Origin of the sequence: Rhizobium anhuiense (genome assembly GCF_003985145.1) — a bacterium.
Taxonomy (GTDB): domain Bacteria; phylum Pseudomonadota; class Alphaproteobacteria; order Rhizobiales; family Rhizobiaceae; genus Rhizobium; species Rhizobium anhuiense.
This window is the reverse complement of record NZ_ML133529.1, coordinates 16,440-32,016: the sequence shown is the minus strand read 5'-3', so window position 1 is coordinate 32,016 and position 15,577 is coordinate 16,440. Positions and strand designations below refer to the sequence as shown.

Sequence of the window (15,577 nt, the reverse complement as noted above, 5' to 3'; positions counted from 1 at the left end):
GAACCCGATGGCCAGCATTTCGCTTAAAGAGCTGAACAAGAGCTACGGTGCGCTTACCGTCGTCCACGACATCGACCTCGAGATCGCAGACAAGGAATTCATCATCCTGGTCGGCCCCTCCGGCTGCGGCAAATCGACGACGCTGCGGATGATCGCCGGCCTCGAAGAAATATCGGGAGGAGAGCTCAAGATCGGCGGCGACGTCATGAACGACGTTCCTTCCAAGGATCGGGATATCGCCATGGTCTTCCAGAATTATGCGCTCTACCCGCATATGACCGTCTACAAGAACATGGCATTCGGCCTCCAGCTCAGGAAGGTGTCGCGCGATTACATCGATGCCCAGGTGCAGGATGCCGCCAGGATCCTCGACATCAGTCATCTCCTGAACCGCAAGCCGAAGGCGCTTTCGGGCGGCCAGCGCCAGCGCGTCGCCCTCGGCCGCGCCATGGTGCGCAATCCCGCCGTCTTCCTTCTTGACGAGCCGCTTTCCAATCTCGATGCCAAGCTGCGCGGCACGATGCGCTCCGAAATCACCAAGCTGCACAAGCGCCTCAATGCCACCTTCATCTATGTCACCCACGATCAGGTGGAGGCCATGACCATGGCGGACCGGATCGTCGTCATGAAGGACGGGCATATCCAGCAGGTCGACACACCGCAGAACCTCTATGACCGCCCCGTCAACATGTTCGTCGCCGGCTTCATCGGCGCGCCGCAGATGAACATGCTGCCCTCGACCATCCTGCGCCGTGGCGAAGGCTACGTCGCCGTCTTCGACGGCCGGGAACTGCCGCTGCCTGCCCATTTCGACCAGAACAGGATCGCTCCTTACGAAGGCCGCGAACTGGTGCTCGGCATCCGCCCCGAGAATTTCCACGAACTGCCGCCGGCCGACATCGCACCGGAGAACCTGGCGCCCCTCAAGGCGGTCGTCGAGCTTGCCGAACCCATGGGCTCTGAAGTGCACCTGAACATGGTGGCGGGCGGACGCAATCTCATCGCCCGCGTCTCGCCGCGCTACCGGCCTGATATCGGCGAGGAGGCGACGCTGGTCGCCGATATGACCAACGCGCAGCTGTTCGACAAGGAAACGGAACGTTCGATTCTATACTGAGGCGCCTGCGGGAGACGGCTATGCAGTGGTTGCGGGAGATGTGGACGAGGGAGGGACCGGGCATTCCGAAGGATGCTCCGAAGAAGACCGGCCTTGCGCTGTTCGCCGAGATCCTCGTCCGCGAATGGTGGGAGATGGTCAAGCTCAACATCCTGTTCATCCTGGCCTCGCTCCTCGTGGTGACGCTACCGGCAGCCCTGGTCGCCATGGCCCGGGTCTCGGTGACCTTTGTGGAAGATCGCAACACCTACCTGCTGCGGGACTTCACCGAAGCTTTTCTGCGCTATTTCTGGCGCGCCACCGCTTGGGGGCTGGTGCTCGCGGGCGGGCTTGCAATCGGCATCCATGCGATCGTTGCCTATACCGCCGGCGCGCGCGACAACCTGCTGCTGAGCGTGCCGCTGGCGATTGCCCTCGTCGCCACCGCCTTCGTCACCGTTCTCGCCTGCCATCTCATCATTCTGATGGTGATGCGCGATCTGCCGGCTTCCAGGCTGCTGCGCCTCGCCGCGCTCGCCTCCATCATCCGTCCGCTCCCGGCGCTTGCAGCGCTCGCCTTCGTTGCAAGCCTCTGGCTGGCGCATATCCTCTTCTATCCGGTTTCCGTGTTCATGCCGGCAACCTTCAATTTTTCACTCGGAATGTTCGCCGTCGTATTCGGCGCCCATCGGGCGGCGGTGATGGTTCTCGAGCTGCCGCCGTACCGCAAACCGCATGCACGAAACGCTTCATAAATAACTGATCCAGAGATGATCCAGGGAAGGAGAACGGGAATGTATTTGGATAAATTTGGGAGGACGATGAAACTTGCCTTGGCGGGTTTCAGCTTGGCTGCAACGACGGCCGGGGCAGCATTTGCCCAGGACGCCGTGACGCTCAAATGGGCTTTGTGGGACTGGGACAAGACTGCCTATTACAAGCCGCTGATCGAGGCCTATCAGGCCAAACACCCCAACGTGAAATTCGAGCAGATGGACCTCGGCTCGCAGGACTATCAGCAGATGATCTCGACGCAGCTGACCGGCGGCTCCAAGGACATCGACATCGTCACCATCAAGGACGTGCCGGGCTACACCAATCTGGTGCGCGCCGGCAACATCGCCGATCTCAGCAGCTTCGTGAAGGATCAGAAGATCGACCCGGCTCCCTATGGCGGCCTGATCGAGGAACTGACCATCGACGGCAAGCTCTATTCGCTGCCGTTCCGCTCCGACTTCTGGATCGTCTATTACAACAAGGACATATTCGACAAAGCCGGCGTGCCCTACCCCACGAATGACATGACCTGGGCGCAATTCGACGCGACCGCCGAGAAGCTTACGGGTGGCATGGGTACCAACAAGACCTATGGCGCGCTCCTGCATACCTGGCGGTCGACCGTCCAGCTGCCCGGCGTCCTCGACGGAAAACACACGCTGGTCGACGGTGAGTATGACTTCCTGAAGCCCTGGTACGAGAGGGCGCTCACCCTACAGAAGGATGGCGCGATTCCCTCCTACGCCTTCCTGAAGACGTCGAATACGCATTATTCGGCGCTCTTCTTCAACGGTACGATCGGCATGCTGCCGATGGGAACCTGGTTCGTCGGCACCCAGATCACCAAGGTGAAATCAGGTGAATCGAAGAGCAAGAACTGGGGCATCGTGAAATTCCCGCATCCCGACGGCGTCGCGGCCGGCACGACGGCCGCCCAGATTTCCGGCCTGGCGGTCAACGCCAATTCCGACCACAAGGATGCCGCACTCGACTTCATCAAGTTCGTCACCGGTCCCGAGGGTGCGGCCGTTATCGCGTCGACGGGCACGTTCCCCGCGCTCAAGACGGATGACGTCAGCGCCACGATCGCGGCAACGCCCGGCTTCCCGCAGGACGAGGCCAGCAAGGCGGCGCTGAAGCCGACGAAAACCTACCTGGAGATGGCGGTCAACCCGAACGCCGCCAAGATCGAGGTCGTGCTCAACCGTGCGCATGACGCAATCATGACCGACAACACGTCCGTCGACGACGGGTTGAAGGAAATGACCGACGGCGTGAAGGCCATCAAGTAGACGTCAAGAAATGTCGACGGCCGCGGGCAATATCTGCCCGCGGCCGATCCAGTTTTTCATGAATTTCGAGCCTGACAATGATATATGATCCCGCCCGGGCCAATCCGCTCTTCGGCAATCCGCTGAAGACCCGCGACGACCTCGCCAAGGCCGTCACCGATCTCTTCGAGCCGCTCCTGCCGTATTTTTCTGAAAGCGGCGCCCGTGTGCGCCTCGGTGCGGCCGGCGCGATCTTCGACCGGGCGGCGGCGGATCTGGAAGGATTTGCACGGCCGCTCTGGGGCATTGTTCCGTTCGCTGCAGGCGGCGGCGCGTTCCCGCATTGGGACCTCTATCGGCGCGGGCTGGCGAACGGCACGAACCCCGCTCATCCCGAATATTGGGGCGATCTTGCCGACCGCAATCAGCGACTGGTCGAGCTCGCCGCCGTCGGTTTCGCGCTGGCACTTGTCCCCGAACACATCTGGAAACCGCTCAGCGATAGCGAGAAGAAGACCGTCGCCGCCTACCTTCTCAGCGCGCGCGAACTGGAATTCATCGACAACAACTGGAAATTCTTCCGCGTCCTCATCGATCTCGGGCTGGAGCGCGTTGGTGTCGCCTTCGACCACGGGAAAACCCTTGCCTATCTCAACGAGTTGGAAGCCTTCGACCTCGGGGAAGGCTGGTATCGCGACGGGCCGGTGCGTCGGGTCGATCATTACATCCCCTTCGCCATGCATTTCTACGGCTTGATCTATACCGTGCTGGCGCGCGGCGACGAAGCGCGCAAGGACCGCTTCCGGGATCGCGCCCACACCTTTGCCGGGGATATCCGCCACTGGTTCGGCCCCGATGGCGCAGCCCTTGCCTTCGGCCGCAGCCAGACCTACCGCTTCGCGGCCGGTGGTTTCTGGGGCGCGCTTGCCTTTGCCGGCGTCGAAGCGCTGCCCTGGGCCGAGATCAAGGGCTATTACATGCGCCATATCCGCTGGTGGTCGGCGATGCCGATTGCCGAGCGCGACGGCGTTCTCTCCGTCGGCTACGGCTATCCCAATCTCTTCATGAGCGAGAGCTACAATTCGCCCGGTTCGCCCTATTGGGCGCTGAAATTCTTCCTGCCGCTGGCTCTTCCCGGGGATCATCCATTCTGGACCGCCGACGAGGCGCCGCAGCCGGAATTTCCGGAGCCGGTTGCGTTGAAACCGGCGGGCATGGTCGCCATGCACACGCCAGGAAACGTGGTCGTGCTCTCCTCCGGACAGCAGCATGACAAGATGCTCGGCGCAAACGAGAAATATTCGAAATTCGTCTATTCCACGCGCTACGCCTTCAACATCGAAGCCGACGACCGGAATTTTGCCGCCGCAAGCTTCGACGGCATGCTCGGCCTCTCCGACGACGGCGTCCATTTTCGCATGCGCGAAACTATGGAAGAGGCGCTCATCGCCGACAATCGCCTCTATTCGCGCTGGCGCCCCTGGAACGATGTCACCATCGAAACCTGGCTGCTTCCCGAAAACCTCTGGCATATCCGCATCCACCGCATCGCCACGCCGCGCGCCCTCAGCACAATCGAGGGCGGCTTTGCGATCGAACGCGCGGACTTCAATGCCGACCGCTCCGATGCAGGGGAAGGCCGAGCCGTCTGGTACGGACAGACCGATGTCAGCGCGATCGTGGATCTATCGCCCGATCCGAGGGCCGGCCATGCGATGAGCCCGATACCAAATACCAATCTCATCCACGCCAAGACCCTGCTGCCGCAGCTGCGCGGCGAAATCGGCCCCGGAACCACCGTGCTCGTGACCGCGGCAATGGCATTGCCCAGCCGCGAGAACTGGGCAAAAGCGCTCGATAATCCGCCCGCCTGCCCTCGCCTCGAAGAGGTGGAGCGGCTCTTTCGCGAGAACGGCGAGCGGGTGCCGGCATTCGCTCTCCAGTCATAGCCTGGGATTGGGGGAACAGGAGTGACTATCGTGCGGTCAACTCGGCACGGTATGCTTCTGCGATGCACTGTGCCAACTCTGCCATTTGATCGTCAGGTATGTGCAGGACCCCATTCTCCGCCATCAGCGCATGGTATTGCTGCTCTTCGAGAGGCACGCCTGAAGGCAAGGGAACGACATGAAAATGCAGGTGACTATTGGCTTGCTGGCTGCCGAGCGAAAGTACATAAATTCGCTCGGCGTCGAACACGCTTTTGAGGGCGCGCGACAAGACATGCACCTTGCCCTGTAGTCGAAGATATTCATCCTTCGACATGTCTCGCGCCAGATCCTCACGGTGCTCCTTCGGACAGACAAGGCAATAGCCGGGTAACGTGGGATATTTGCTCAGGAAAATGATCGTCTCATCGTCTTCAAAAACGCGATGATGAAAGAAAGCGGGGTCGTTCTTGAGCAAGCCGCAGATAAAGCACGGCCTTGTTCCGATGTCGTGGACATAGGCTTTGAGATCAAATGGCTGGCGTTCGATCATTCCAAACCTCTGCCATCTCGCACGCGGCGTATCCTATTGTCAGATTGATGCGACAATCGGAGGGAAGTCAAATTGACCAAGTCATTAGCGCCAATGACACTCGCTGACTCCGGAACCGTCACCAAAGCTATTGCAAAAACCCAATGCGCGCCCGACGCCGCCGTCGCATAACATTTTCGAATTACTCAATAGTTATATTTACATCTCCAACTAATGAATAAGAAAAACCCACTCTTCGCAACATTGCTGTAATGAAATCCGGCAAAGCGCAACAGCATACTTAGCTTTCAGTTTTCCGAGATCTTGAGAGGAGGACACAATGCCTACCATAATGATCTGTCACGACGTCAAGGACACGAAACACTGGCTCGCTTCACCCATCCGCAAACAGGTATTGGAACCCATCGGCGTCACGAACATTCGTACGTTTACAGACCCGCAAAACTCCAACCGCGTTGGTTTGGTCATGGACGTCGCAGACATGGAAAAGTTGATGGCCTTCATGCAGACCAAGGCAGCCGCCGATGCGATGGCGAGTGACGGCGTCTTGCCCGAGACCATGATGTTCCTGGTTCAATCGTAATAGCCATCCACGAGACTTGGAAATGCAATCGGGGAGGATGATATGACGACATTATTCGTGAGGCACGAGGTCTCCGACTACGCCGCCTGGCGCAAGGTATATGATGCGTTTCATCAGGTTCAGAAGGCCAATGGGGTGACAGCGCAAGCCGTCTATCGCGCCATCGACAACCCGAACGATATTACCGTCACCCATGAGTTTGCGACGTTTGAAGCGGCTCAGGCGTTCAGCAAGCTGGACGAACTGAAGACGGCGATGCGCACGGGAGGCGTGCTCGGCGTCCCGACAGTGTGGTTTACCAACAAAACATGAAATGAGGCACAAAACCTTCGCTGCACCAGCGGAAGTCAGGTTACGGTCGCCATCGGCCCATTATCGATCTTGGCGGCCAGGCGAACTGCGCAAATTTGTCCGAGCCCCTATTGTCGGCTCTTGATGTCGCGCAGGAGATCCAGGCCGCGCTGGTACTTTTCGGTGTTCTTGCCGGTCTGTTCGGCCTGCCGGAGATTGTCTTCGAGATCGGCCTGCTTGACCGGCAAGGCCAGCGGGTTGGATGCCGCGCGTCTGACGAAGTCGTCGTCCGGCTCGTCCGGCCGCCGTGTCAGAGCGTCCACGGCGGAGATGATCGCTGGCGCAAAGCCATCTTCCCTCAGCCTGTCGAGCGTCCAGCCGCTTCCTTTCTCGACCACGTCATGAAGGTAGGCGATCGTTCGCCGCTCATCGCCGGAAACGAGAAGTGCGACCCGCTGGCAATGTTCGAAGAACGGCCGGCCGGTCTTGTCTGCCTGACCTTCATGGGCTGTAAGAGCCACTTGGATGGCATGGTCGAGATGCTGCATGGCGATCACGGGCCCTCGGTCTTCCCGATCTTCTGTCGGGAAGGCTTCTCGCCCGTCGTCATCTCGATGTCAGGGACGGGAACCGCCGCGGCCTGGACAGGCGTTCGTCGCCGATCGAAATCGCCGCTCTCGCCGGCACCTTGGAGCAGTGCTGCATCATCCCTGTCGTCTTCATCGAGCAGGTTCTGCAGTGTTTCATGCTCATCCTCGCCCGCAAGTTCATCACAGGCTTGCAGCCAGTGACGCTGGTCGGCGCCATCCGGGCGGCCTTCGGCCTCCCAGATTTCGTAGGCACGGTGACGTATCTGCTCGTGCTTGTCTATCGCCATGATCTCCTCCAAGCGCATTTAAATAAGCCGTCCGAAGAACAGGCCCAGCCACTTTCACGGCGTGTTGATGGTTGGAAGAAAATCCTCCACCCGTTTGTGCTCGTCCTTTGAAAGCGTCTCCACCCGTTCCTTCCAGAAGCGTTCGGCCTCCCGCGGATCTTCATCCCATTGACGAACGTCGGTGATATTGTCGTCGATCATCGACCGGCGGTGGCCGCCGAGGCTGAGATATTCTTTGGCAAGCTTGAGGCTTAGGGTTTCGGTGCCGCTGTGGCGATCCAATGTCGAACTGACGTTGCGCCGGGCAGTTTCCAATGCCCTTTTGCGATCGGCTTCGGTCCGTTCGGTGTCGGCGGAACGCGCGTCGTCGGTCCCGCTCTCGGGCGGCACGGTGGATTTGACGGTCATCATGGATCACCCTTCGATGTTGTGATCCAATAACCTTCGCAAGCAGTGAGAGTTCCGCGTGGGTGGCGATTGATTTGAGCGCGCGATCGAGCCGCACGCGCCGGCGGCAATCAATGAACGGCCATACTCACCATTCGATAGGGGTGCACGGCCTCGAACTGCGAAATCATCGCCGTCGCCTGCAGCAACACGAGCTCGGCATTGTCGGGATCGTCACGGGCCAGTTCGTCGGCGTTGACGCGGATCGCTTCAGCCATGTTGTTGGACAGTGCCGCAAACTGCATGTTGCCTTCGACAAGAGCCTCACGCGCCGTATCCTCCAGCGTGCGAGCGATATCGACGAAGATTTCCTCACGTTCCTCAATGCTGAGGTCTCTGATTATATTGGTCTTTTCTTCCATGTCACTCACTCCAAAAGACGTGGGACGGTGATCGAGCTCGTCAAGCCTCGATCATGAGACAGTTGGGAATGTCAAATTCCGGATTCAAGCCTCGATGCGGCTTGAACGCGCCTTCGACGCAGTGTCATCCACCTCGTAGTCCGAACGCGGGAGCCGATTTTCTGTTCCCTGCAATACGTTAGCACTCGTCGGTGGAGAGTGCTAATTTTTCTCTTATTCCCTCTTGAAATTGCAGTGCCGTCGAACCAGATCAGTCGCGCAAGGCGCGCTCGCGCGGAACCTTGCACCCGCCCCGGATTGGTCATCCGGTCCGGCCCGGGGGAGCAACATCATCACTGTTTGTCGATGGAGGAAGACATGTCGTTCCGACCGCTTCATGATCGCATTCTCGTCCGCCGGGTCACGTCAGAGGAAAAGACCAAGGGCGGCATCATCATTCCCGACACTGCCAAGGAAAAGCCGCAGGAAGGTGAGGTCATCGCCGTCGGCCCTGGTGCACGCAACGATGCCGGCCAGATCCAGGCGCTCGACGTCAAGCCCGGCGATCGCATCCTGTTCGGCAAATGGTCCGGCACCGAGATCAAGATCGATGGCGAAGACCTGCTGATCATGAAGGAAAGCGACGTGATGGGCGTCATCGAAACCCAGGACGAACAGCAGCAGGCCGCCTGAGGTCCCTGCGAACATTCGTCAACGCTGGAGCGCTTCAGCTTGTCGTAGAAAAGCAGAACAGCTCCAACATTTTATTTCTGACGCAATTCCGAACGGAAAACCGCTTCGCACCTTTCCCGGAATTGCTCTGGCTGCCTATGAAGGAGTGAGGACATGGCTGCTAAAGAAGTCAAATTCAGCACCGAAGCCCGGGAGAAGATGCTGCGCGGCGTCGACATCCTGGCCAACGCCGTGAAGGTGACGCTCGGCCCGAAAGGCCGCAACGTCGTGATCGACAAGTCCTTCGGCGCGCCGCGCATCACCAAGGACGGCGTCTCCGTCGCCAAGGAAGTCGAACTCGAAGACAAGTTCGAGAATATGGGCGCCCAGATGGTCCGTGAAGTCGCCTCGAAGACCAGCGACATCGCCGGCGACGGCACCACGACCGCAACGGTGCTTGCCCAGGCGATCGTCAAAGAGGGCGCCAAGGCCGTCACGTCAGGCATGAACCCGATGGACCTGAAACGCGGCATCGATCTCGCCGTCGGCGCCATCGTTGCGGAACTGAAGGCCAACGCCCGCAAGATCTCCAACAATGCCGAAATCGCCCAGGTCGGCACGATCTCCGCCAATGGCGATGCCGAAATCGGCCGTTTTTTGGCGGAAGCCATGGAAAAGGTCGGCAATGATGGCGTCATCACCGTCGAAGAAGCCAAGACCGCCGAAACCGAACTCGAAGTCGTCGAAGGCATGCAGTTCGACCGCGGCTACCTCAGCCCCTACTTCGTGACCAATGCCGACAAGATGCGGGCCGAGTTCGAAGACCCATATATCCTCATCCACGAGAAGAAGCTGTCGAACCTGCAGTCGATGCTGCCGGTTCTCGAAGCCGTCGTCCAGTCCGGCAAGCCGCTCCTCATCATCGCTGAAGACGTCGAAGGCGAAGCTCTTGCAACCCTCGTCGTCAACAAGCTGCGTGGCGGCCTGAAGATCGCTGCCGTCAAGGCGCCTGGCTTCGGCGACCGCCGCAAGGCCATGCTCGAAGACATCGCCATCCTCACCGCCGGCACCGTCATCTCCGAAGACCTCGGCATCAAGCTCGAATCCGTCACGCTCGACATGCTCGGCCGTGCCAAGAAGGTGTCGATCGAAAAGGAGAACACCACGATCGTCGACGGCGCGGGCGCCAAGTCCGACATCGAAGGCCGTGTTGCCCAGATCAAGGCCCAGATCGAAGAAACCACCTCCGATTACGACCGCGAGAAGCTGCAGGAGCGTCTTGCCAAGCTCGCCGGCGGCGTTGCCGTCATCCGCGTCGGCGGCTCGACGGAAGTCGAAGTGAAGGAAAAGAAGGACCGCGTCGACGACGCGCTTCATGCAACCCGGGCGGCGGTCGAGGAAGGCATTCTGCCGGGCGGCGGTGTGGCGCTGCTGCGCTCCGTCAAGGCGCTCGACAACCTCAAGACCGCCAATAGCGACCAGCGTGTCGGTGTCGACATCGTTCGCCGCGCGCTCGAGACGCCGGCGCGGCAGATCGCCGAAAATGCCGGAGCGGAAGGCTCGGTCATCGTCGGCAAGCTGCGCGAGAAAAGTGACTTCGCCTACGGCTGGAACGCTCAGACCGGCGAATATGGCGACCTTTATGCGCAGGGCGTCATCGATCCGGCAAAGGTTGTTCGCACCGCGCTGCAGGACGCGTCCTCCATCGCCGGCCTTCTCGTCACGACCGAAGCCATGATCGCCGAGAAACCCAAGAAGGACGCGCCGCCGCCATTGCCCGCCGGCCCCGGCATGGATTTCTAACACATCTGCCGGCCCGCCGGCCTCGCTGGCGGGCCTTTCGAAGGGAATAGAGATGGTTCAAACGATCAAAAACCGATCGCAGGTACCGCTGGACTCCCGCGATCTTGAAACCTGCCAGCACGTCTTCGACAAGCTCCGCGCCGATTACGCGATAGCAAGAGACAGCGATGAAGCAGAACGAATGGCGAGCATCATCATCGAGATCTACCGACAGGGCGTACGCGACCCCAATCAGCTGCAATCGATGGTCGAGGCGGCCCGCGGTCTCTTCGAAACAAGCGAGCGCCCGCCTACGGCTCGGGAAATTTGACCATGGTGCCGCCGCCGGTCGCCTGGTCCGTCGGGAAGACTTCGATCCGCGACACGTCGACGAAGACGGGAAGCTCGATGGCGTTCGAGATGATCGAGGCGATGTGTGAAGGCTGTATCGGACGGTAGCCGTCATAGAGCAGCGTCCGCGCCTGATTGCCCGCCATTGCGGTTCGATAAAGTTCCGTCTGGACGCGGCCCGGCACCACCTCGGTCACCCGAACGGAGGTCCCGAGCAGGTCGCAGCGCAAATTGTCGCAAAACAGGCTGAGCCCGGCCTTCGACGGGCCGTAGGCCGCCATATTCGGATACGGCGCCTGGCCGCCGCTCGAGCCGATATAGATCAGGTGGCCGCGCTTTCGCTCAACCATGGCAGGCAGGAATGCACGGGTCAGCTGCATCGGCGCCTTGAGATTGATGTCGATCATGGCATCGATTTCGGACGGTTCGATCTCGCTGAATGTCGCCCGCGTCGAGAGAATGCCGGCATTGTTGATCAGGATATCGACCTCAGTTCCGTGAAGCTGCTTGACGATTTCGGCGGTATCGCGCACATCGGCCCGGATCGGCTTCGCCCCGCTTTCCCCAGCGAGTTCTTCAAGAGCCTCGGCGCTTCGGCCAACGGCATAGACCGTCAGCCCCATCTTACACAGCTTGTCGACGGTGGCGCGACCGATGCCGCTCGTCGCACCGGTGACCACGGCGACCCGATAGGGCAGCGGCTCAGACATAGATGTAGCCTCCGCTGACGACGACGTTTTCGCCTGTTGCATAGGTGTTGCGGCTCGATGCCATCATGACGATCCATTCCGCCATTTCGACCGGCTCGGCCGCGCGGCCAAGGGCGCTGGCTTTGGCCAGCTCCGGCAGGAATCCGAGCTCCTTGGCGCGATCCGTCGCGAAACCGGCGGGCGCTACGGAATTGACAAGGATCTGGTCCTTGGCGCATTCCTGGGCAAAGGATTTCGTCAGGCTGACGACAGCCGCCTTGGTTGCGGCATAATGCGCATTCTGGGGATGAGCCTTGAAAGCATCGACCGAGGTCACGTTGACGATCCGCCCCGTAACCTCGGGCGCGTTCACGTGCTGGCGCATATGAAGAACGGCAGCCACCATCATATGATAGGTACCCTTCACGTTGATCGCATTTTCGAGGTCCCATTCTTCGTCGGTGATCTCGAGGATAGGACGTCTCGGATAGATGGCGGCGCTGTTGACGAGCACATGGATCCGGCCGAGCTTGCCGGCGATCTCGTTGAACCCACGATGAGCCGTTTCCGCCCGGGAAATGTCGGCAGCGGCCGTCGCAACCTCGGCGCCGAGAGCACGAAGCGCCTCGGCCGAAGAGGCAAGCAGCTGCTCATTGCGATCGATGAGCCCGATCCTGGTCGCCCCATGCGAGATCATCAGCTTGGCCGTCGTCAAGCCGAGCCCGGAAGCGCCGCCGACGATGATTGCGGTCTGGTTCTTCAAAGTTCCACCTCAGTGTTTTGCGTTGCGCCGCTGACATTGTATGTTATCACTTATATGCCAACTTCGACAAAGCTCAAGTGCATTCTGAAGGTTTCGACATGATTCCGCGCCTCCGGCCGCATGGTTCAATCCCCCTTCCTCCTGCAGGATTCTTCCAGCGGCTCATCGAGGCGGGGTTCGATGGCGACATCGAAACCGGCGCGGCGAGCCGGACGGTTTTTTCGACCGACAACTCCATCTATCAGATCGAGCCGACCGGCATCCTTTTCCCCCGAGGCGTCGAAGACCTGCAGATCACGGCGGCCGTCTTGTCGGAGCCGGCGTTTCGCGGGATCACCGTCGCGCCGCGCGGCGGCGGAACCGGCACGAACGGCCAATCTCTCACATCGGGCATCGTCGTCGACTGCTCGCGACACATGAATTCCATTCTCGAAATCGACCCGGTCAGGAGAATTGCCCGCGTCCAAGCGGGCGTGGTCAAGGATCAGCTGAACCAGGCTTTGAAGCCCTACGGCCTGTTTTTTGCGCCCGAACTCTCCACCTCCAATCGCGCCACCATCGGCGGCATGGTTTCCACCGATGCCTGCGGCCAGGGGTCATGCCTCTACGGCAAGACCAGCAACCATGTACTGGGATTGCGCATCGTGCTTGTAGATGGCTCCGACTGGTGGTCGCGCCCGCTCGATCCGGAGGCGTTCACGGAGATCGTCGCGCGCCAGGACCGTGTCGGCGAGATCCACAGGACAGTCGAGCGGATCGCGCGGGAAAAGCGCGACCGGATCGCCGAGATCTTTCCGAAACTCAACCGCTACATGACCGGCTACGACCTCGCTCACATCTTCCGCAGCGACGGGCGCTTCGACCTCAATGCCATCCTCTGCGGCTCGGAGGGAACGCTGGCGATGATCGCCGAAGCCGAACTCAACCTTCTGCCGATCCCCGCCCATGCGGCCCTGATCAACATCCGCTACGGCGACTTCAACACCGCCTTGGAGGATGCCCGCAGCCTCGTGGCGCTGAACGTCGCCTCGGTGGAAACGGTCGACGAAAAGGTTCTCGGCCTCGCCAGAGGCGACATCGTCTGGACCGGCATTGCCCGCTTTTTTCCGGACGACGCGAGCGAAGCGACCAACGGCATCAATATCGCCGAAGTGCTGGCCGACGATGAAGCCGAACTCGAACGCAAACTCGCCGAGGTGACCGCCGCGCTTGCCACAGGCCCAAATGCGCGTCACCTGGGTTATACGATCGCGCGGGATCATGCCGAGGTCGAGGCGATCTGGTCGATGCGCAAACGGGCGGTCGGCCTGCTTGGCAATGTCGATGGCCCGGTCAGGCCGGTTGCCTTCGTCGAGGATACCGCCGTACCGCCGGAGAATCTCGCGCCCTATATCCGCGAATTCCGCGCGCTTCTCGATGGCGCGGGCCTTTCCTACGGCATGTTCGGCCATGTCGATGCCGGCGTCCTGCATGTGCGGCCGGCACTCGACCTTACCCGCGACGACCATATCAAGCTGGTCCGGGAGGTCAGCGACGCCGTCGTGGCGCTGACGCGCAAATATGGCGGCGTGCTCTGGGGAGAGCACGGCAAAGGCGTGCGTTCCGAATATGTGCCGGAATTTTTCGGCGATCTCTATCCCAGCCTGCAGGAGATCAAACGGGCTTTCGATCCGGAAACCTGCCTCAATCCAGGCAAGATTGCAGCCCCTGCCGGCCAGGCGCTGCTGAAGATCGACGATGTGCCGCTGCGGGGAGAGACCGACCGCATCATCGGCAACGAGATCCGCTCCGCCTTCGACAACGCCGCCTATTGCAACGGCAACGGCGCCTGTTTCGACTTCGATGAAACCAGCCCCATGTGCCCCTCCTACAAGGCGACACGCGATCGGCGCTTTTCGCCCAAGGGCCGCGCGGCTTTGATGCGGGAATGGCTGAAGCTGCTTGCCGAGAAGGGCATCGATGCTCGCGAGGAGGCAAAACGCTTGCGGCGGAGCGGTCCGCTGGCGAAACTGGCGCGGCGCGCCTTCAACTCGCTGAACCCCCAAAATCGTGACGACTTTTCCCATGAGGTCCGCGCTGCGATGGACACCTGTCTGGCGTGCAAAGCCTGCGCGGGGCAATGTCCGGTGAAAGTCAGCGTCCCGGCCTTCCGCTCCAAATTCCTCGAACTTTATTACGGACGTTACCTCCGTCCGCTGAAGGATCCGCTCGTCGCCGCCATCGAGACCACCCTGCCCCTGGTTCAGCGGATACGACCTGCCTATAACCTTATCGTCAGCACGCGCGCCGGCAGGATGATGATGCGCGTCGCCGGACTGACGTCCCTGCCCCGCCTGCCGCGGATCTCTCTGGCGAAAGAGGCCGCCCGCCTTGGGGTACCGCTTGCGACCCCGTCGCGGATCGAGGCCTTGTCGCCGCGCCAGAGGGAGCAGAGCGTTATCTTCGTCGCCGATGCGTTTACCGCCTATTTCGATCCTGAGGTCGCCCTCGCCGCAATCAGGCTTGCGCGGAAAATGGGGCTCTCGCCCTTCCTCGCCGCGTCCCACGTTAATGGCAAAGCGCTGCACGTTCATGGCTATCTCGGACGTTTCGAGGCTGCGGCCGGGCGGACCGCGCATTATCTTCAGCGGCTGGATGAAGCGGGTGTGGCGCTCGTCGGGCTCGATCCGTCGATGACGCTCGCCTTTCGCAGCGAATACAAGGGCATGCTGAAGGCTGCCATTCTTCTTCCGCAGGAATGGCTGGTCGCCAATCTTGACCGGCTTGCCGCGTCACCCTCCGCCGCCAAGGGTAAAAACTTCCGACTGATGGCCCATTGCACCGAACGCACCAATGCGCCCTCTTCCGTCGCACAATGGAAACAAGTGTTCGCAAGCCTCGGCATCGACCTTCAGGCGGCACAAACGGGGTGTTGCGGAATGGCCGGCACCTTTGGCCACGAGGCGCGCAACCGGCCGATCTCCGAGCGCCTTTATGCGATGAGCTGGAAGCCGGAGGTCGATGCATCAGGCGATACCGACAGTCTCATGGCCACCGGATATTCGTGCCGCTCCCAGGTGAAGGAAATCGACAACAAACGCATCCCGCACCCCTTTCAGGTCATCGATAAGATAATGTCTGAAAACCCCGGCATCCCACAATCAGACGTGGCATGAT

The 15,577-nt window shown here is 60.6% G+C and carries 17 protein-coding genes; 10 read left to right on the top strand and 7 right to left on the bottom strand.

Features of this window, described 5'->3' with window-relative positions:
* The first annotated feature begins 7 nt into the window (after positions 1-7).
* The 4 genes from EEQ99_RS21355 to EEQ99_RS21340 all read left to right on the top strand — a co-directional run bounded on the left by EEQ99_RS21355 (position 8) and on the right by EEQ99_RS21340 (position 5,093).
* Positions 8-1,117, top strand: coding sequence for an ABC transporter ATP-binding protein (locus EEQ99_RS21355; RefSeq protein WP_025554597.1), 1,110 nt, complete (start codon positions 8-10; stop codon positions 1,115-1,117).
* Between the two features lie 20 nt (positions 1,118-1,137).
* Positions 1,138-1,851, top strand: a complete 714-nt coding sequence (locus EEQ99_RS21350; RefSeq protein ID WP_025554599.1) for a DUF624 domain-containing protein — start codon at positions 1,138-1,140, stop codon at positions 1,849-1,851.
* 39 nt (positions 1,852-1,890) lie between these two features.
* The gene (locus EEQ99_RS21345) at positions 1,891-3,165 is read left to right on the top strand and encodes an ABC transporter substrate-binding protein (RefSeq protein WP_127431067.1); all 1,275 of its coding nucleotides are present in this window, start codon (positions 1,891-1,893) and stop codon (positions 3,163-3,165) included.
* A gap of 77 nt (positions 3,166-3,242) precedes the next feature.
* A complete protein-coding gene (locus EEQ99_RS21340; protein WP_127431066.1) occupies positions 3,243-5,093 on the top strand; it encodes a DUF2264 domain-containing protein in 1,851 nt (616 codons plus the stop codon).
* A 25-nt stretch (positions 5,094-5,118) separates the two neighbouring features.
* Here EEQ99_RS21340 and EEQ99_RS21335 read toward each other — a convergent pair whose 3' ends face one another.
* A complete protein-coding gene (locus EEQ99_RS21335) occupies positions 5,119-5,625 on the bottom strand; it encodes an HIT family protein (RefSeq protein WP_127431065.1) in 507 nt (168 codons plus the stop codon).
* A 319-nt stretch (positions 5,626-5,944) separates the two neighbouring features.
* Between EEQ99_RS21335 and EEQ99_RS21330 the strand changes: the two genes are divergently transcribed.
* Both EEQ99_RS21330 and EEQ99_RS21325 read left to right on the top strand, forming a co-directional pair.
* Complete coding sequence (locus EEQ99_RS21330) at positions 5,945-6,208, top strand: hypothetical protein (RefSeq protein WP_029867892.1); 264 nt, start codon at positions 5,945-5,947, stop codon at positions 6,206-6,208.
* Between the two features lie 42 nt (positions 6,209-6,250).
* The gene (locus tag EEQ99_RS21325) at positions 6,251-6,520 is read left to right on the top strand and encodes a hypothetical protein (RefSeq protein ID WP_029867893.1); all 270 of its coding nucleotides are present in this window, start codon (positions 6,251-6,253) and stop codon (positions 6,518-6,520) included.
* Positions 6,521-6,627: 107 nt separating this feature from the next.
* Here EEQ99_RS21325 and EEQ99_RS21320 read toward each other — a convergent pair whose 3' ends face one another.
* The 4 genes from EEQ99_RS21320 to EEQ99_RS21305 form a co-directional block, all read right to left on the bottom strand.
* Positions 6,628-7,047, bottom strand: a complete 420-nt coding sequence (locus EEQ99_RS21320) for an HD domain-containing protein (protein WP_029867894.1) — start codon at positions 7,045-7,047, stop codon at positions 6,628-6,630.
* A gap of 5 nt (positions 7,048-7,052) precedes the next feature.
* Complete coding sequence (locus tag EEQ99_RS21315) at positions 7,053-7,376, bottom strand: DUF2934 domain-containing protein (protein ID WP_127431064.1); 324 nt, start codon at positions 7,374-7,376, stop codon at positions 7,053-7,055.
* A 54-nt stretch (positions 7,377-7,430) separates the two neighbouring features.
* Positions 7,431-7,787: a hypothetical protein gene (locus EEQ99_RS21310; protein WP_097631267.1), complete on the bottom strand. Its 357-nt coding sequence runs from the start codon at positions 7,785-7,787 to the stop codon at positions 7,431-7,433.
* Between the two features lie 107 nt (positions 7,788-7,894).
* The gene (locus EEQ99_RS21305; RefSeq protein WP_029867897.1) at positions 7,895-8,185 is read right to left on the bottom strand and encodes a hypothetical protein; all 291 of its coding nucleotides are present in this window, start codon (positions 8,183-8,185) and stop codon (positions 7,895-7,897) included.
* A gap of 357 nt (positions 8,186-8,542) precedes the next feature.
* Between EEQ99_RS21305 and EEQ99_RS21300 the strand changes: the two genes are divergently transcribed.
* From EEQ99_RS21300 to EEQ99_RS21285, 3 genes are all read left to right on the top strand, one after another.
* The gene (locus tag EEQ99_RS21300) at positions 8,543-8,857 is read left to right on the top strand and encodes a co-chaperone GroES (protein ID WP_127431063.1); all 315 of its coding nucleotides are present in this window, start codon (positions 8,543-8,545) and stop codon (positions 8,855-8,857) included.
* Between the two features lie 153 nt (positions 8,858-9,010).
* Positions 9,011-10,639, top strand: coding sequence for a chaperonin GroEL (groL, locus tag EEQ99_RS21290; protein WP_029868430.1), 1,629 nt, complete (start codon positions 9,011-9,013; stop codon positions 10,637-10,639).
* Between the two features lie 52 nt (positions 10,640-10,691).
* A complete protein-coding gene (locus EEQ99_RS21285; protein WP_047618812.1) occupies positions 10,692-10,949 on the top strand; it encodes a hypothetical protein in 258 nt (85 codons plus the stop codon).
* Here EEQ99_RS21285 and EEQ99_RS21280 read toward each other — a convergent pair.
* Complete coding sequence (locus EEQ99_RS21280) at positions 10,930-11,679, bottom strand: SDR family oxidoreductase (protein WP_097631692.1); 750 nt, start codon at positions 11,677-11,679, stop codon at positions 10,930-10,932. The genes EEQ99_RS21285 and EEQ99_RS21280 overlap by 20 nt on opposite strands.
* Positions 11,672-12,421, bottom strand: coding sequence for an SDR family NAD(P)-dependent oxidoreductase (locus EEQ99_RS21275; RefSeq protein WP_029868427.1), 750 nt, complete (start codon positions 12,419-12,421; stop codon positions 11,672-11,674). Before EEQ99_RS21275 ends, EEQ99_RS21280 begins: the two co-directional genes overlap by 8 nt.
* Positions 12,422-12,519: 98 nt before the next feature.
* Here EEQ99_RS21275 and ydiJ point away from each other — a divergent pair, with 98 nt between their 5' ends.
* Positions 12,520-15,576 (top strand): D-2-hydroxyglutarate dehydrogenase YdiJ, encoded by a 3,057-nt coding sequence (gene ydiJ, locus EEQ99_RS21270; protein WP_127431061.1) that lies wholly within the window; start codon positions 12,520-12,522, stop codon positions 15,574-15,576.
* Position 15,577: the final 1 nt, after the last annotated feature.

Excerpts from the sequence above, each read along its gene's own strand:
- EEQ99_RS21355 (WP_025554597.1), top strand. The coding sequence starts at position 8 with ATGGCCAGCATTTCGCTTAAAGAGCTGAACAAGAGCTACGGTGCGCTT.
- EEQ99_RS21350 (WP_025554599.1), top strand. The coding sequence starts at position 1,138 with ATGCAGTGGTTGCGGGAGATGTGGACGAGGGAGGGACCGGGCATTCCG.
- EEQ99_RS21345 (WP_127431067.1), top strand. The coding sequence starts at position 1,891 with ATGTATTTGGATAAATTTGGGAGGACGATGAAACTTGCCTTGGCGGGT.
- EEQ99_RS21340 (WP_127431066.1), top strand. The coding sequence starts at position 3,243 with ATGATATATGATCCCGCCCGGGCCAATCCGCTCTTCGGCAATCCGCTG.
- EEQ99_RS21335 (WP_127431065.1), bottom strand. The coding sequence starts at position 5,625 with ATGATCGAACGCCAGCCATTTGATCTCAAAGCCTATGTCCACGACATC.
- EEQ99_RS21330 (WP_029867892.1), top strand. The coding sequence starts at position 5,945 with ATGCCTACCATAATGATCTGTCACGACGTCAAGGACACGAAACACTGG.
- EEQ99_RS21325 (WP_029867893.1), top strand. The coding sequence starts at position 6,251 with ATGACGACATTATTCGTGAGGCACGAGGTCTCCGACTACGCCGCCTGG.
- EEQ99_RS21320 (WP_029867894.1), bottom strand. The coding sequence starts at position 7,047 with ATGCAGCATCTCGACCATGCCATCCAAGTGGCTCTTACAGCCCATGAA.
- EEQ99_RS21315 (WP_127431064.1), bottom strand. The coding sequence starts at position 7,376 with ATGGCGATAGACAAGCACGAGCAGATACGTCACCGTGCCTACGAAATC.
- EEQ99_RS21310 (WP_097631267.1), bottom strand. The coding sequence starts at position 7,787 with ATGATGACCGTCAAATCCACCGTGCCGCCCGAGAGCGGGACCGACGAC.
- EEQ99_RS21305 (WP_029867897.1), bottom strand. The coding sequence starts at position 8,185 with ATGGAAGAAAAGACCAATATAATCAGAGACCTCAGCATTGAGGAACGT.
- EEQ99_RS21300 (WP_127431063.1), top strand. The coding sequence starts at position 8,543 with ATGTCGTTCCGACCGCTTCATGATCGCATTCTCGTCCGCCGGGTCACG.
- groL (WP_029868430.1), top strand. The coding sequence starts at position 9,011 with ATGGCTGCTAAAGAAGTCAAATTCAGCACCGAAGCCCGGGAGAAGATG.
- EEQ99_RS21285 (WP_047618812.1), top strand. The coding sequence starts at position 10,692 with ATGGTTCAAACGATCAAAAACCGATCGCAGGTACCGCTGGACTCCCGC.
- EEQ99_RS21280 (WP_097631692.1), bottom strand. The coding sequence starts at position 11,679 with ATGTCTGAGCCGCTGCCCTATCGGGTCGCCGTGGTCACCGGTGCGACG.
- ydiJ (WP_127431061.1), top strand. The coding sequence starts at position 12,520 with ATGATTCCGCGCCTCCGGCCGCATGGTTCAATCCCCCTTCCTCCTGCA.